The following is a 15984-nucleotide window of genomic DNA, read 5'->3' as shown; positions in this document are numbered from 1 at the left end:
GTGTTCTCCCGTCAATCACTTAAGTAAATCAAGAAATTCCGCCACCGGCCCCAGTGCCAGTGCAGGAACAAAGGTCAGTGCGCCGATCAGCAATATTGCGGCGATCAGCAGCCCGGTAAACAGCGGCCCGGTTGTCGGCAGTGTACCTGCTCCGGCGGTCCGGATAGTTTTGCTGACCAGCGAGCCTGCCAGCATCATCACCAGCGCAATCACCACGAAGCGGCCCGCGAGCATGCAGAATGCCAGCAGCAGGTTCCAGAACGGAGTGTTGGTGCTCAGCCCGGCAAAGGCACTGCCGTTATTATTTGAAGCGGATGAGAGGGCATACAGCACTTCACTGAAGCCGTGAGCGCCCGGGTTAAGCATCGCGCCGCGTCCGGCCTCCGTCATCATCGCCAGCGCCGTACCGCCGAGAACCAGCGCCGGGGTGACCAGAATCGCCAGCGCGGTCAGTTTCATCTCCCGCACCTCGATTTTTTTGCTGAGGTATTCCGGCGTACGGCCAATCATCAGTCCGGCGATGAAAACGGCGAGGAAGACAAACAGCATCATGCCGTAGAAACCGGCACCCACGCCGCCGAAGATCACTTCACCGATCTGCATCAGCCACAGCGGTACCAGGCCGCCCAGCGGAGTCAGGGAATCATGCATGCTGTTCACCGCACCACAGGAGGCGGCAGTGGTCACCGCCACAAACAGCCCGGTGGCAAGGATACCGAAGCGGCTCTCTTTCCCTTCCATATTGAAGGTGCTGTCGATTCCCATCCCCGCAAAAGCCGGATTACCGTGAGTTTCGCTCCACATCACCGCCACAGCGGCGGCAACAAAGACAATGGTCATCGCGGCCAGCAGTGCACGGCCCTGGCCCGGGTTACCGGCACAGCGCCCGAATGCAAAACAGAGTGCCGCCGGGATCAGGAAAATCGCCAGCATCTGCACAAAGTTGGTCAGTGCGGTCGGGTTTTCAAACGGATGCGCTGAGTTGGCACCGAAGAAGCCGCCGCCGTTGGTACCGAGCAGTTTAATCGCTTCCTGGGAGGCCACCGGCCCCATCGGCAGCACCTGCTGCACGCCTTCCGGGGTGATAATGGTCTGGTAGTCATGGAAGTTCTGAATCACGCCCTGCGAAATAAAGAACAGCGCAATAATCACGGAGAGCGGCAGCAGCAGCCACAGCGTGATGCGGGTCAGATCCGCCCACGCATTGCCAAGTGTCTGCACAGAACGGCGGCACAGAGCGCGGATCAGGGCAAACGCCACAGCAATACCGGTGGCGGCAGACAGGAAGTTCTGTACTGTCAGTCCGGCCATCTGACTGAAATAGCTGACTGCGGATTCCCCGCTGTAAGACTGCCAGTTGGTATTAGTGACAAAACTGACCGCCGTGTTCAGCGCCAGATCCCATGACATCCCCGGGAAGTGACGCGGATTGAGTGGTAAATCCGCCTGCAGCATCAGGATCGCCGTCAGGAAAATCAGTCCCAGCGCATTAAACAGCAGCAGTGCTGTCAGATATCCCTGCCAGCGCATCTCGTCGCGGCCAATCCCCGCAAAGCGCCACAGCACACCTTCCACACGGCGCAGAACCGGCAGCGGTGTACCGTCAATAAAGCAGACCAGCAGGTTACTGAGCAGTTTTGCCGCAATCAGCAAAACAATCAGAAACCCGGCGATAAGTAAAAAGGCATTCGCGGCCATCAGAATTTCTCCGCATTAATCAGGGCATAAAGGAGGTATGCCAGCAGCAGTAATGTACCGGCGATGCCTGCAATAAGAGCCAGACTCATAACTTGTCCTTACATGTGTGAGGTATTCATCATTGAGTCTAGAAAAGCGGGTGCAAAGATGTCGCAAAATTCGGCGGGAAAGGTATAAAAAAAGTATAAAAATGCGGGTTTCCGTAAACCCGCCCTGTTATCAAAGATCCAGATGGAAAAACTGATTATGTTCACCGGCCTGATAATCACCAAACGCCGCCCCGGACTGAAAACCGCAGCGCCGGTACAGTGCCAGTGCCGGTTCAAAATCCGGATGGCAGCCGGTCTCCAGGCTCAGGCGGGTCATGCCGCACTGTTTTGCCTGTGCAATAATATGCAGCAATAGCAGTTTACCCGCCCCTTTGCCGCGAAAATCCGGGTGAGCCCGCATCGATTTTATCTCGCCCTGTGCGGCAGAAATTTGTTTCAGCGCCCCGACAGCCGCGATACGGTCACCGTCCCACACACTCCAGACACGGATGTTATCCGCCCGCAGGCCGTTTTTACCGAGCGCGTAAACATGCTCCTGCGGCGTATTCTGTGCCATCCCCTGTAAATGCAGAGCAATCAGTGCGCCGGTTTGCGGTGAGGATAAATCATCCGTTTTTATTACAAAATTATATTCAGTCATCAGTGCCTCTTGTCGCTGCAGACGGGAAAGTCCCGGCTGTCGGTTATCATCGCTGCAATAATCATTCCGCTTTTGCTGCCCGCCGGATCCGCCGGTTTCCGTTGCGGAAAATACCGCCCTGCACCATTGCAGTGCACCATCAGAGAGCATCCGCCCATAAATACGTAGTCCCGGACTGATTTACCCGGACTTATCCGCCCCTTACAATGTTCAGGGCGTGATATCCGCCGGAAAATCAATAACAGGATGTGTAATGAAAACCGCCATAACCGCAGGACTCCTGTTTGCCTTACTGTTTGCTGCCGCCCCGCTTCAGGCAAAACAGGCAGCAATACAGCAGACCGAAGCCAGAGCACTGAGCGGCAATATTACCGCGCAGATAACGCTGGCCGATACCTTCCGCGCAAAACAGGATATTGTGCAGGCCAAATACTGGTACCGGAAAGCAGCGGAACAGAACAATCCTTATGCCCAGAATGAGCTGGGAAAACTGATCCTGCTCAGCGATCAGTCCGTGACATCATTACAGGAAGCCAAAGTCTGGTTTGAAAAAGCCGCAGTACAGAAATACGCGCCGGGACAGGTGAATCTGGCCAATGTGTATCTTCATCTTACTGATTTAAATAACCGAGACAGCAAAGAGATGGTGCTGGCACATTACTGGTTTGAACAGGCCGCCAGGCAGAATATGGCGGTTGCCCAGTATCAGCTGGGGATGATGTTTTTATATGCCGAAGGTGCGGAGCAGGATGTCAGCAAAGCCAGAACCTGGTTCGAGAAAGCCGCATCACAGGATCAGCCGGATGCGCTTTATCAGCCGGGGGTGATGTATTATCGCGGAAAAGGCTGTGAACGCGGTGATTGCGTTATTGCCCGGAATTTTTATGAGAGAGCGGCAGCACAGTCACACGGCCCCGCTCAGTTTTACCTCGCGATGATGTATCTCCGGGGACACGGCGTGGCTCAGGATTATGAAAAAGGTGTGGCACTGATGAAAGCCTCCTGTGACAACGGTGAGCCGGAAGCCTGCCCGTGGGTAAAAAATCTGACAGAAAATGAGGACAAATTCCGTCAGATTTTTTCCGGAAAACAGTCATCCGATCAGCCGCCCAGATAGGCACTTCTGACCGCTTCATTCACCAGCAGCGCCTGACCGGTATCCTCCAGCACGACCCGCCCGTTTTCAAGCACATAACCTCTGTCTGCCAGTTTCAGCGCCTGGTTGGCATTCTGTTCGACCAGGAAGATTGTCATACCCGCATCGCGCAGTTCACGGATGGTATCGAAAATCTGCATGATGATAATCGGCGCCAGCCCGAGAGACGGTTCATCCAGCAGTAACAGCTGAGGGCTGCTCATCAGCGCGCGGCCGATAGCCAGCATCTGCTGCTCACCGCCGGACATGGTACCCGCCCGCTGATGGCGGCGTTCCTGAAGCCTCGGGAAAAGCTCATATACCTGAGCAATCCGTGCCTGATACTGCGTTTTGGATGCAAAAAATCCGCCCATGGCCAGATTTTCTTCCACCGTCATCCGCCCGAACACCCGCCGCCCTTCCGGCACCAGTGCAATATCTTTGCGCATGATCTGCGCCGTCGGCAGTGCCGTGATGTTCTCCCCGAGGTAGCGGATCTCGCCGGTGGTCGCCCGCGGTTCCCCGCACAGCGTGCTGAGCAGTGTGGTTTTCCCCGCACCGTTCGCGCCGATCAGGGTGACTATTTCCCCTTTGCGCACCGACAGGCTGACTTCATGCAGCGCCTGAATTTTACCGTACTGCGCGGAGACATTTATAAATTCCAGCATCAGTATGCCTCCCCCAGATACGCGCGGATCACATCCGGATGGTTGCGGATCGCCGCCGGGGTGCCGCTTGCCAGCGGCGTTCCCTGGTTCACCACATAGATCCGGTCTGAAATCCCCATCACCAGTTTCATATCATGTTCGATCAGCAGGACAGACACGCCGTGCTCTGCCCGCAGTTCCGCGATCAGTGCATCCAGATCGTCCGTTTCTTTCGGGTTCAGCCCGGCCGCAGGTTCATCCAGCATCAGAATATCCGGCCGGGTCACCATACAGCGGGCAATTTCCAGCCGCCGCTGCTGACCATACGCCAGGTTACCCGCCTGGCGGTTCGCCAGCGCTGTCAGCCCGATTCTGTCCAGCCACATCACCGCACGCTCCGTGGCTTCGCGCTGATCACGGCGGAATGAAGGCAGCGTCAGCAGTCCGGCAAGTAATCCGCTTTTATGATGCTGATGCTGTGCCACCAGCAGGTTTTCAATCACCGTCATTTCCCGGAATAAACGCACATGCTGGAAGGTGCGGATCATACCGAGCCGGGCGATTGCCTGTCCGGATAATCCCTGCACCGGTTTTCCGCGCAGCAGGATCTGCCCGCCCGCCGGTTTGTAGAAGCCGGTCAGGCAATTGAAGATCGTGGTTTTTCCCGCACCGTTGGGGCCGATCAGAGAGACTATCTCACCCGGGTTCAGTTCCAGCGACACATTGTTCACCGCCAGCAACCCGCCGAAACGCATGGTCAGGCCGGAGACCTGCAATAAGGTATCGGTCATTGCGCACCTCCGGTTTTTTCCGCATCCGTTGTGCTGACTTTCAGGTGCGGGCGCGACACCGGCAGTAATCCCTGCGGCCGCCAGACCATCATCAGCACCATCAGCGCCCCGAGCAACAGCATGCTGTAAGCGTTCAGATCACGCATCATTTCCCTGGAAACCACCAGAATAACAGCAGCCAGAATGACAGAGGTTTGTGAGCCCATACCGCCCAGCACCACCACGGCCAGCACAAAGGCTGATTCCGTGAAGGTAAAGGATTCCGGGCTGATAAAGCCCTGACGGGCGGCAAATAAAGTTCCCGCCACCCCGGCAAAGGCCGCACTGATGGTAAATGCCGTCAGTTTGATACGTGTCGGGCTGAGTCCCAGCGAACGGCAGGCAATTTCATCCTCGCGCAGCGCTTCCCAGGCCCTGCCCAGCGGCATTCTCAGTAACCGGTTGATAATAAACAGTGTTATCAGTACCAGCAGCAGCGCAACCAGATACAGGAAGATAATGCGATCGCCCGGGTCATACGACAGACCGAAGAAATTATGGAAAGTATCCCATCCGCCCTCTTTGGCGGTCCGGCTGAACTCCAGTCCGAACAGGGTCGGTTTCGGGATCTGGCTGATGCCGTTCGGCCCGCCGGTAAACTCCGTATTATTCAGCAGCAGAATACGGACAATTTCCCCGAAGCCAAGTGTCACAATCGCCAGATAGTCCCCGCGCAGCCGCAGCACAGGGAAGCCGAGCAGCAGGCCGGACAACGCCGCGGCAATACCGGCCAGCGGCAGACTCTGCCAGAATCCCCAGCCGAAATAGTGGTTCATCAGTCCGTAGGTGTATGCCCCGATGGCGTAAAATCCGGCGTAGCCCAGCACCAGCAGGCCGGACAGCCCGACCACCACATTCAGCCCGAGTCCGAGCATCACATAGATAAGGGTTAAGGTGGCGATATCCACACTGCCGCGTGACACCATAAACGGCCAGATAATGGCAGCGATAATAATCAGTCCGGCAATAATTTTCTGCGTATTGGTGGAGCCGTCAAAACCCGGCAGCGAGCAGCTGCTTTTCGGCAGACGCGCCGTCAGTTTTTTCAGTGACGGGCGCACCAGCTGAAAGATAAAGACAATCACACAACCGGTGCCGATCCACTCCCAGCGGACAGCATCGGCGTTGCGGACAATCAGACGGGTGCCGTCGAGGGACAATTGCAGCCCCATCATCACGGAGGCCAGCACAAACAGCGTTGCGGTGGCAACAATGGCGTTGATCCAGTGAGATTTTGTCATACCTTTTCAACCTCCGGACGCCCGAGGATCCCGGTCGGCATCACCAGTAACACAAGGATAAGCAAGCCGAATGAAACCACATCTTTATATTCCGTACTGAAATAGGCGGAGGTCATAGCTTCTGATACACCGAGGATCACCCCGCCGATCATCGCCCCCGGAATACTGCCGATTCCGCCGAGAACCGCTGCGGTAAAGGCTTTCATCCCGGCCATAAAGCCGATGTACGGGTTGATCACGCCGTAAAACTGCCCCAGCAGCACCCCGGCCACCGCCGCCATCGCCGCACCGATCACAAAGGTCAGTGCAATCACACGATCGGTGTTGATCCCGAGTAAACCGGCCATTTTCAGATCTTCCGCACAGGCCCGGCAAGCGCGTCCCATCCGTGAGTAACGGATAAAGAGGGTCAGCGCCAGCATTGCCAGCACCGTCACCACCCAGATGGTGATCTGCATAGCGGAAACCGTGGCGGAGAAACCGCCGCTCTCCCCGAAGGTCCAGCGGCCGTTAATCAGCCCGGGCAGCGCGAGATCGCGGGAACCCTGGGAAAGGCTGACAAAGTTTTGCAGAAAAATGGACATCCCGATCGCCGAAATCAGGGCAATCAGCCGTTTTGAGTGACGGACGGGCCGGTAAGCGACCCGTTCGATACTCCAGCCATAGGCACTGGCAATAATTATCGCTGTAATAAATGCAGCAGTAATTAACAGCCAGCCGACATCAATCCCCAACATCATCAGCCCGGCAATCACAATAAACGAGACGTAACTGCCGATCATATACACTTCGCCGTGGGCAAAGTTAATCATACCGATAATGCCGTACACCATGGTGTAACCGATGGCGATCAGGGCATAAGTGCTTCCCAGCGTTAATCCGTTCAGCAATTGCTGCGTAAAATATAATAATTGTTCTGACATAGCGCACTCCCCTGAAACACACTGCCCGCATCAGTCACCGCTGCGGATCAGTTCAGCGGTGATGAGGTTCCGTCTTTGTGCCATTCAAATACGCCGAACTCGAAACCTTTCAGATCCCCGTTTGGTGTCCAGCTCAGTTCGCCCATTACGGTGTCAACCGGCTTAGCTTTCAGGTCAGCGGCCAGATCCGCCGGCTCCATGCTGCCGCTGCGCTGCATCGCGGTAGTCAGGGACTGCAGTGCCGCATAGGTTGTCCAGACAAACGGCCCGGTGGAATCCAGTTTTTTCGCCGCCAGGGCATCCACCACCGGTTTGTTGGCAGGAACCTGGTCATAGCGTTTCGGCAGTGTCACCAGCATGCCTTCAGATGCGTCACCGGCAATGTTGGAGAGTGAGGAGTTACCCACGCCTTCCGGCCCCATAAAGCGGATATTCAGCCCCGCCTGTTTTGCCTGGCGTAAAATCTGTCCCATTTCCGGGTAGTAGCCGCCGAAATAGACAAAATCGACATTCTCTTTCTTCAGGCGCGCCACCAGCGCGGAGAAATCTTTATCACCCGCCGTCACCCCTTCAAACAGCACTTCTTTCACCCCGGCTTTGTTCAGATTGTCTTTCACGGAACGCGCCAGGCCTTCACCGTACTGCTGTTTGTCATGCACCACGGCAATGCGCTGCGGTTTCACTTTTTCGAGGATATATTTTGCGGCGGTCGGACCCTGGTCAGAATCCAGGCCGGTGGTACGCATGATCAGGTTGTAACCGCGCGTGGTTAAGTCCGCATTGGTTGCCGCCGGGGTGATCATCAGGATCCCTTCGTCCTCATAAATATCTGACGCGGGTTGTGTGGAGGAGGAGCAGAGGTGCCCGATCACATAACGCATGCCGTCATTAATCACTTTGTTGGCGACCGCCACCGCCTGTTTCGGGTCACAGGCGTCATCGTATTCGGTGATCACCAGTTTATTGCCGTTAATGCCGCCTTTGGCGTTGATGTCCTCAATCGCCTGGCGGGCACCGGTAAATTCCATATCACCGTATTGTGCGACCGGTCCGGACATAGCGCCCACCACCGCGACTTTAATATCTTCAGCGTACGCCGCTGCACTTAATGCACAGGATACAGCCCCGGCAATGATTGCCATTTTCATTGTTTTTTTCATCAGAACATCCCCATCGGTTAGCTTTGCAGTGACCGGACGGTCAGCATGTGCGGTATTTTTTAAAGTTCCGTTATAATGAGTCGCATTACATTAATTAATGCTTTATTTTCAGTTCATTAAACAGGATTTTTATTCTGAAAAGCAAATCAGAAAAGGAGATTATTGCATCATTAACAGGATAATATCCGGTTGTGATCGGGTGTTTTTTCGGCAAAAAACAGTGTTATAAACTGGTTAATGATTCGTTAAGTATAACTTAATGCGGAAATTCACCGCCGGAAAAATAGTTTTCCCCACTATTCTGATAGCAATTATCTCTCTTTGTTATTAGATTCATCCGGCGAAGTATTAACCCGTTATCTGATTCAGTTTACTGATTGATTTATCCGGATCCGGGTTTTCTGTTCACTATGACTGATAGAATGGTCCGCGACATGAATAAACTAACGGGCAAGCTCCTGCTCACTTTTGCGCTGCCGCTGACCGCTGTGGCCGCCCCCCCCCCCGGCCGCTGTGATGATGCGGCACAGGATATTAACCGGCAAAATACATTTATTATTACCGGTGCGAAATATTACGGGCCGGTAAAATCAATCACTATCACGTCTTACCGCTCAATGGGGCTTATCCTGTGGGTGAAAGAAAAACTGCACTTCGGTCCGTGCAGCGATCTGACACAATATGATTATGAATACCGGGAAATGGCGATAGAAGAAGGTCAGGTACCGATTACGCAAACCACGCAACTCGTGCCGGAAAAACCGGATCAGGCATCTATCACTGTCAGTAACGTGCTCCCGGGTGACACGGTACTGAGCACACAGATTGATCAGCAATACACCCGCAATGCGGAAAACCGGCTGGTTTCGCCTACACCTGTTATAAATGGGATCCGTACGGAAACTGCGAATTATAGACCATGATCAAAGCCATTCAGTTAGAAGGCTCCGCCGCCATTCAGAGCAGCGGGATCACGCTGGAATCCCGCTACGAATATTACTGATTTATCCTATTTTCATCGCCAGTACCGCAGCGATATTGCGGGCGGCCACTTCAATATTAACCGCCGCCTGTGCCAGTGCCTCATCCAGAGAGCAAATCCGCGGGATCACTGAAAACACCGCATCAATACCGTGCTCATGCACGACAGCATAGTCCTCGCTCATCCCGCCAGCCAGCGCAATAACCGGAATTCCCCGCGCTTTTGCGGCTTTCGCCACACCCGCCGGGGTTTTTCCCTGAATCGTCTGGCTGTCCATCCGTCCTTCCCCGGTGATCACCAGGTCGGCATCTTTCACCACCGAGTTCAGATCCAGTGTTTCGATCACCATTTCGATGCCCGGCTGCATCCGGGCATCAAGCCATGCCATCAGCGGAACGCCCATGCCGCCTGCCGCTCCGGCCCCCGCGACATCACTCAGTGACTTACCGGTCAGGGATTCAATTACCTCCCCGTAATGACGCAGCGCCGCATCCAGCTCGCTGACAATCGCCGGTGTCGCGCCTTTCTGCGGCCCGAAGGTGGCGGATGCCCCTTTCGGCCCGCACAGCGGATTATTCACATCACAGGCCACCACAAACTCTGTTTTCGCCAGACGCGGATCCAGCCCGGATAGATCCACGGAAGCCAGTTTTGCCAGCGCACTGCCACCGAACGGCAGTGAGTTCCCCTGTTCATCACGGAATACCACACCCAGCGCCTGCATCATCCCGGCACCACCGTCATTGGTGGCACTGCCGCCGATCCCGAGGATAATTTTCTCCGCGCCGTCATCCAGTGCCGCCAGGATAAGTTCCCCGGTGCCGAAGGTGGTGGTCACACGCGGATCCCGCTGTGCCGGAGGCACCAGATGTAACCCGGAAGCTGCGGCCATCTCAATAATGGCGGTTTTACCATCGCCGGACAGCCCGTAAAACCCGGTCACTTTATTCCCCAGCGGAGCCGTGACTTCGGTTTCTTTCAGTGTTCCCTGTGTGGCTTCAATAATAGAGACCACTGTGCCCTCGCCGCCGTCCGCCATCGGCAGTTTGATGTACTGCGCATCAGGGAAAACGGTTCTGAATCCCGCTTCCACCGCATCGGCGACCTGAAGGGCGGTCAGACTCTCTTTAAATGAATCCGGTGCAATCACTATTTTCATACTTAATCCTTTTACCCGCCAAACCCGAAGACACCGAAAATCAGTGTGGAGACAATCGCGATCACCAGCCCCACCATAGTTTCGTAAGGCAGTAATTTCAGACGCTCATGAACCTGCATATTGACACTGCCGCCGGTCGCATGGAAGAAGCTGCCGTGCGGCATCTGGTCGAGCACCACCGCACCGGCGTGGATCATCGCCGCCCCGGCCAGCGCACTCACACCCAGATCAAGCAGCGTGGAGCTGAATACCGCAGAGGCCACCGCCGTACCCGCTGTGGTGGACGCGGTTGCCATGGACATCAGTGCCCCGGAAATCGGTGCCAGCAGATAGGATGGCAGACCGGACGCCGTCAGGCCGTTAATTAACACATCTTTCAGGCCGGAGTTGGCGATAATCCCCGCCAGGGTTCCGGTTCCCAGCAGCATAATGGCCACCGGTGCCATCCGGCTCAGCCCGGAGGTAATAAAGTGATTGGACTGACGGATACGTCCCATAATCAGCGCACCGGCCAGGCCGCCGAGCGGCAGCGCAATCAGCGGGTCAATGCTGATACCGGCGATCGGACGCAGTGACAGCAGAAAAATAGCTACCAACGGTGCACTCATCGCCGCCCAGAAGCCCGGCAATCTGCCGTCATGGTGAGCCGCAATCAGCTCTTCCTGTGTCACTTTTGAACCACGGTGAACCAGACGCTTCGCCAGAAAATATGCCACGATCAGCCCGAAAATGCCCGGGATAATCCCCGCCGCCATCAGTGATGTCAGCGGCACGTTAAAGTTATCCGCCGCCGCAATGGTGTTCGGGTTCGGTGACATCACGTTCCCCGCTTTACCGCCGCCGATCATCGCCAGCAGAATCGCCATTTTGGACAGATCCGCGCGGTGCGCAATCGCCAGTGCAATCGGTGAAACCGTAATAACCGCCACGTCGATAAACACACCGACGGCTGTCAGTAACAGGGTTGCCACCGCCAGCGCCAGCAGCGCCCGCTTCTCACCCACTTTGCGGACAATAGTTTCCGCAATGGTATTTGCCGCACCGGACTCAATCAGTACCCCGGCCAGCACACCCGCCGCCAGAATACGCAGCACCGCGTTAGTGATCCCCTGGGCACCGGTCACCATCAGTGTCACCGTCTGCACCAGATCCGCGCCGCCGACCAATCCTCCGGCCAGCGCCCCCGCCATCATCCCGTATACCGGCGGTACTTTTTTCAGTATTAACCCTATCGCCACGACCAGCGCAACCATTGCGCCCAAAGCTGAAACAGTCACCATGTGCAGACTCCTGCTGTAGTTATGATTATTCGGACAGAACAGGATGCATTATGGCGGCAGCCATCAGGTTAAGCTTGAGAGGTTCCGACAAAAAAGAACGGGCTGAAACCGCGTATTTTGTACAAACGCACAAATCACAGATCGGTCAGAATACCAAAATAAAGCTGAATCATTGATTCTAATTTATTGATATTTAAGCCAGTAATCGATTCAACACGCTGAAGGCGGTAACGGAGGGTATTTGTGTGAATATGCAGCGTTTTTGTGGTTTGAGACAGATCACAATTCTGATCAAAATAGGTCTTCAGGGTATGACACAGCACACGGCGGCTGTCCGCCGCTTTCAGTTTCTGCCAGGCGGAAGCCAGTTCAGCGGCCTGCCAGCTCTCCTGAAATCCCTGTAACAGCGCGGGTAATTTAACTTCATCATAAAAAATGGTTTTCTGGCGGCTGTACGCCGGGGTCTGCCCCAGTTGCTGCACAGCGCAGGCACTCTGCCAGGAGCGGTGCAGGCCATTGTGTCCGTGAAAAAAACCACCGACATACATCAGCAGATCCGGCAGCTGGCGGCGCAGTGCCTGTAACTGCTTCTGCACCGGAGAGAGCGGCTGAAAATCCGCATCACAGGCCACCGGTTTCAGTACCACCAGGGAATTTATTCCCCGGATACTGACCAGCAGATCCATTTTCAGATTATCAATATAGTCCACCAGACGGTGAAACTGCTCGTGATCAGGCGCTGGCAGTGCGAGGATCAGGGCAATGCGGGGTTTATCTGGGGAGATCCCGAGATAGGCGGCGATGGATTTTACTGACTGCGGCTGCTGCTCCGGGCTTATCAGCTGGCTGACCAGCTCATCACGGTAACGACGATCCCACTGGGATTTTTCCAGCAGATCGGCCTGCTCCAGCACTAATTCGGCCGCCATGCGCACCAGTTCGGCGTAGTTGCGCACTTCATCCGGTTTGCCGGAAATCCCGACCACACCCACCATGGTATCGCGGAAAATCACCGGCAGATTAATGCCCGGTTTCACGCCTTTCAGCGTGGCAGCCGTCGCTTCGTCTATTTCCACAATCCGGTTTTCTGTCAGCGCCAGCACCGCACCCTCGTGACGCTGATTGACCCGCTGCGGGTCACCGGACGCAATAATCACTCCCTGTGCATTCATCACATTCACGGAGTAACTGAGGATTTGCATCGCCCGCTGAACAATCAGCCGGGCGGTGCGCTGATCGAGCTGAACCGGTGTCATATCAGGACGGATTCTGTGCCTGGCGTGCTGCCGCAATGGCAGACTCAATGGCTTTTCTGGCCAGCGGACTGTTGCGCCAGCAGGTGGAGCCGGTGAGTGCCGCACCGGCACTCAGCAGGGATTGGGCATCTGCGGCGGCAAGCTGGTTAAGATCAGAAAAACCCATTTGCTCAAGGCGTTCGATAACTTTCGTGCCCACGCCCTTTACCGCCAGTAAAACTGCCTTGTCTTCAGACGAAAAAGCCATAATATCCCCGTCAGTGATTATCAGAAAATACTATGGCTACCATAACAGATTGCGGCGGAAACGGGAGCATTGTTATCAGCCCTCAATCGCCTCGCGCAGTTTTTTCATGGCATTTTTTTCCAGCTGACGGACGCGCTCTGCAGAAACGCCGTATTTATCCGCCAGTTCCTGGAGGGTGGTTTTGCTGTCATCATCCAGCCAGCGGGCACGGATAATGTCACGACTGCGCTCATCCAGTGAATCAATCGCCAGGGTGAGTTTGTCCGTGGCGTGGTTATCCCAGTTATCTTCCTCGATTTCATCCGCGAAATCAGAGGATTTATCTTCCAGGAACAGTGCCGGTGCCACCACAGGGTGATCGCCGTCGTCGTCATCGGACATATCAAATGCCATGTCCTGCGCCGCCATACGGGATTCCATTTCCAGCACATCTTTGCTGGTTACCCCCAACTCTTTCGCCACCATTTCCACTTCGTCCTGGTTAAACCAGCCCAGACGTTTTTTGGATTTGCGCAGATTAAAAAACAGTTTGCGCTGTGCTTTGGTGGTGGCGATTTTAACGATGCGCCAGTTACGCAGCACATACTCATGAATTTCAGCTTTGATCCAGTGAACCGCAAACGACACCAGGCGCACACCCATTTCCGGGTTAAAACGGCGCACGGCTTTCATCAGCCCGATGTTGCCTTCCTGGATAAGATCCGCCTGAGGCAGGCCATAACCTGAATAACTGCGGGCGACATGGATAACAAACCGCAGATGCGACATGATCAGTTTTTTCGCGGCCTCAAGGTCGCCGTCATAATACAGACGCTCAGCCAGCTCTTTTTCTTCTTCGGCTGTCAGCATCGGATACTGGTTAGCTGCCCGGATATAGGCCTCAATGCTCCCTTGCGGAACTAAAACAGGGAATTGCGTATCTTTAGTCATTCAGTCCTCAGTACAAATAAAAATGACGTCGGCAGACGGTAATGGTGAATAGTGTACAACACAGGACGGAGTTACGCCTATCACTTAGTGCCGGCGTTGTCATTTGGTTGAATGTAAACCGGTGATGCGGGATACCCGGCGGGATAATGCCCCGCCGGATAATGAGACAGCTACTGCGGCATAAAATTCCGTAAATGGCGGACCGTTGCCAGCCAGGCGGCAACCCAGCCAATCATACCGGACACCAGCACAATCAGCAGTGCTTCGTCCCAATCCAGCCCGGTCAGTGCAAATGTGGTGCCGAAAATTTTGGACACATCCGTCACAACATCCCCCAGTTTCCAGACCAGCAGAGAGGATAACACCAGTGACAATATTGCGCCGAACGCCCCGAGCAGCATTCCGCCGTTGAGGAACGGGCGCAGAATAAAACCGTCTGTCGCACCGATCAGTTTCATCACATTGATGGTTTCTCGGCGGCTGAAAATATTGAGCCGCACACTGTTGCCGATCACCAGGAACAGGGCCACAACCATCAGCACCCCGATCAGCGAGGCAATCTGCCCCACCAGGCCGGTCAGTGCCGCCAGCCGGGCAAACCAGCTGTCATCCATCCGCACCTCATCAATCCCGGACAGTGCCGTGACACGATCACGCAGGGTGGAGAGCGTTTCGCTGCTCTGCATATCCACTTTCGGTGTGACGATAGCCACTGCCGGCAGCGGGTTTTCTTCCAGCATATCCAGCGCGGTACTGAATCCGGACCAGGCGCGGAATTCGGTTATCGCCTGGTCGCGGGAGAGATAATTAACGCTCTCCACGCCGTCGAGCGCTTTCAGCTCGTCCGCCAGTTTCTGACCGCCCTGTTCATCCAGACCTTTATCCAGATAAACGGTCAGTTGCGGGGTCGGATACCACTGTTCCGCCGCATGGCTGACGTTTTTCCAGACGATATAAAAGACACTCGGCAGTGTCAGGGAGATTGCAATCACCATCACTGTCAGCAGTGTTGACAGCGGCTGGCGCAGCATATCGCCCAGCGTGTTTACCCACGCATGCCGCCACTGTTCCCGCCAGCCGCCTTTCAGCGCTTTGGCTTTGGACGGCATTTTTTTTACGGGTTTACGCGGTTGTTTAGCCATGATGACCTCCCGCCATGCGTCCCTGACTCAGCGTCAGCACGCGGTAATTACGCCGTTCAATCAGCATGATATCGTGTGTTGCCATCAGTACGGTGACACCCACACGGTTAAACTCTTCAAACAGCCTTAAAATGCCTTCTGACAGCTCACTGTCCAGGTTACCGGTCGGTTCATCCGCCAGCAGCACCATCGGTTTATTGACCACCGCACGGGCAATGCCCACGCGCTGCTGTTCACCGCCGGAGAGCTGCACCGGGAAGTTACGGGCCTTATCCAGCAGACCGACTTTATCCAGCGCGGCACTGACGCGGCGGCGGATATCTTCCGGGCTGGCACCGGCAATGATCAGCGGCATCGCCACATTGTCATATACCGTGCGATCCAGCAGCAGATGGTGATCCTGAAAAATCATGCCGATTTGGCGGCGCAGGAAAGGCACTTCACGGTTTTTCAGACGGCTGATGTTGTGGCCGTCAAATAAAATGGTGCCGTCACTGGGTCGCTCAATCCCACAAATCAGTTTCAGCAGGGTACTCTTCCCTGCGCCGGAATGGCCGGTCAGGAAGACCATCTCCGCCGGGCGGATATGGAAATCCACCCCCTGGAGCGCCTGACGGCCGCCTAAATAGGCTTTACTGACGTGTTCAAAGCGAATCATGGATGA

At 55.2% G+C, this 15984-nt stretch carries 17 protein-coding genes; 2 read left to right on the top strand and 15 right to left on the bottom strand.

Annotation, left to right across the window (positions count from 1 at the left end):
• Window positions 1-15: 15 nt before the first annotated feature.
• The 3 genes from kdpA to ACSBQN_RS00615 all read right to left on the bottom strand — a co-directional run bounded on the left by kdpA (window position 16) and on the right by ACSBQN_RS00615 (window position 2388).
• The gene (gene kdpA, locus ACSBQN_RS00625; RefSeq protein WP_004240554.1) at window positions 16-1698 is read right to left on the bottom strand and encodes a potassium-transporting ATPase subunit KdpA; all 1683 of its coding nucleotides are present in this window, start codon (window positions 1696-1698) and stop codon (window positions 16-18) included.
• Complete coding sequence (kdpF, locus tag ACSBQN_RS00620) at window positions 1698-1787, bottom strand: K(+)-transporting ATPase subunit F (RefSeq protein ID WP_015422983.1); 90 nt, start codon at window positions 1785-1787, stop codon at window positions 1698-1700. Before kdpF ends, kdpA begins: the two co-directional genes overlap by 1 nt.
• A gap of 130 nt (window positions 1788-1917) precedes the next feature.
• Window positions 1918-2388: a GNAT family N-acetyltransferase gene (locus ACSBQN_RS00615; RefSeq protein WP_024474488.1), complete on the bottom strand. Its 471-nt coding sequence runs from the start codon at window positions 2386-2388 to the stop codon at window positions 1918-1920.
• A gap of 253 nt (window positions 2389-2641) precedes the next feature.
• Here ACSBQN_RS00615 and ACSBQN_RS00610 point away from each other — a divergent pair, with 253 nt between their 5' ends.
• Window positions 2642-3505, top strand: coding sequence for a tetratricopeptide repeat protein (locus ACSBQN_RS00610; RefSeq protein WP_024474487.1), 864 nt, complete (start codon window positions 2642-2644; stop codon window positions 3503-3505).
• Here the strand turns inward: ACSBQN_RS00610 and livF are convergent.
• From livF to ACSBQN_RS00585, 5 genes are read right to left on the bottom strand one after another with little or no spacing between them, the layout of a single operon-like run.
• Window positions 3490-4191, bottom strand: a complete 702-nt coding sequence (livF, locus tag ACSBQN_RS00605; RefSeq protein WP_004240560.1) for a high-affinity branched-chain amino acid ABC transporter ATP-binding protein LivF — start codon at window positions 4189-4191, stop codon at window positions 3490-3492. The two genes, ACSBQN_RS00610 and livF, sit on opposite strands and share 16 nt — an antisense overlap.
• The gene (gene livG, locus ACSBQN_RS00600) at window positions 4191-4961 is read right to left on the bottom strand and encodes a high-affinity branched-chain amino acid ABC transporter ATP-binding protein LivG (RefSeq protein WP_354633150.1); all 771 of its coding nucleotides are present in this window, start codon (window positions 4959-4961) and stop codon (window positions 4191-4193) included. The genes livF and livG overlap by 1 nt, the downstream gene beginning before the upstream one ends.
• Entirely contained in the window at window positions 4958-6241 is a 1284-nt protein-coding gene (locus tag ACSBQN_RS00595) for a high-affinity branched-chain amino acid ABC transporter permease LivM (protein WP_024474484.1), read from the bottom strand. Before ACSBQN_RS00595 ends, livG begins: the two co-directional genes overlap by 4 nt.
• Complete coding sequence (gene livH, locus ACSBQN_RS00590; RefSeq protein ID WP_004236259.1) at window positions 6238-7164, bottom strand: high-affinity branched-chain amino acid ABC transporter permease LivH; 927 nt, start codon at window positions 7162-7164, stop codon at window positions 6238-6240. The genes ACSBQN_RS00595 and livH overlap by 4 nt, the downstream gene beginning before the upstream one ends.
• 47 nt (window positions 7165-7211) lie before the next feature.
• Entirely contained in the window at window positions 7212-8324 is a 1113-nt protein-coding gene (locus ACSBQN_RS00585) for a branched-chain amino acid ABC transporter substrate-binding protein (protein WP_024474483.1), read from the bottom strand.
• A gap of 434 nt (window positions 8325-8758) precedes the next feature.
• Between ACSBQN_RS00585 and ACSBQN_RS00580 the strand changes: the two genes are divergently transcribed.
• Window positions 8759-9247 (top strand): hypothetical protein, encoded by a 489-nt coding sequence (locus ACSBQN_RS00580; RefSeq protein ID WP_354633149.1) that lies wholly within the window; start codon window positions 8759-8761, stop codon window positions 9245-9247.
• Window positions 9248-9328: 81 nt separating this feature from the next.
• On the opposite strand, the gene ACSBQN_RS00575 is transcribed toward ACSBQN_RS00580, so the two are convergent.
• From ACSBQN_RS00575 to ftsE, 7 genes are all read right to left on the bottom strand, one after another.
• Window positions 9329-10465, bottom strand: a complete 1137-nt coding sequence (locus tag ACSBQN_RS00575) for a glycerate kinase (RefSeq protein WP_024474481.1) — start codon at window positions 10463-10465, stop codon at window positions 9329-9331.
• Window positions 10466-10476: 11 nt separating this feature from the next.
• The gene (locus ACSBQN_RS00570; protein WP_024474480.1) at window positions 10477-11745 is read right to left on the bottom strand and encodes a GntP family permease; all 1269 of its coding nucleotides are present in this window, start codon (window positions 11743-11745) and stop codon (window positions 10477-10479) included.
• 134 nt (window positions 11746-11879) lie between these two features.
• Window positions 11880-13001 (bottom strand): sugar diacid recognition domain-containing protein, encoded by a 1122-nt coding sequence (locus ACSBQN_RS00565; protein ID WP_024474479.1) that lies wholly within the window; start codon window positions 12999-13001, stop codon window positions 11880-11882.
• Window position 13002: 1 nt separating this feature from the next.
• On the bottom strand, window positions 13003-13248 hold the full coding sequence (locus tag ACSBQN_RS00560) for a hypothetical protein (RefSeq protein WP_004236253.1): 246 nt from the start codon (window positions 13246-13248) through the stop codon (window positions 13003-13005).
• A 75-nt stretch (window positions 13249-13323) separates the two neighbouring features.
• Window positions 13324-14178: an RNA polymerase sigma factor RpoH gene (gene rpoH / locus ACSBQN_RS00555; protein WP_004236252.1), complete on the bottom strand. Its 855-nt coding sequence runs from the start codon at window positions 14176-14178 to the stop codon at window positions 13324-13326.
• A 170-nt stretch (window positions 14179-14348) separates the two neighbouring features.
• Window positions 14349-15320, bottom strand: coding sequence for a permease-like cell division protein FtsX (gene ftsX / locus ACSBQN_RS00550; protein WP_004236251.1), 972 nt, complete (start codon window positions 15318-15320; stop codon window positions 14349-14351).
• Entirely contained in the window at window positions 15313-15978 is a 666-nt protein-coding gene (gene ftsE / locus ACSBQN_RS00545) for a cell division ATP-binding protein FtsE (RefSeq protein ID WP_004236250.1), read from the bottom strand. The genes ftsX and ftsE overlap by 8 nt, the downstream gene beginning before the upstream one ends.
• Window positions 15979-15984: the final 6 nt, after the last annotated feature.

The sequence above is a fragment of the Morganella sp. B601 genome (genome assembly GCF_051172335.1).
In the GTDB taxonomy this organism is placed as follows: Bacteria; Pseudomonadota; Gammaproteobacteria; order Enterobacterales; family Enterobacteriaceae; genus Morganella; species Morganella morganii.
Note: the sequence above shows the minus strand (reverse complement) of the source record. Positions and strands in the feature narration are given on the sequence as shown.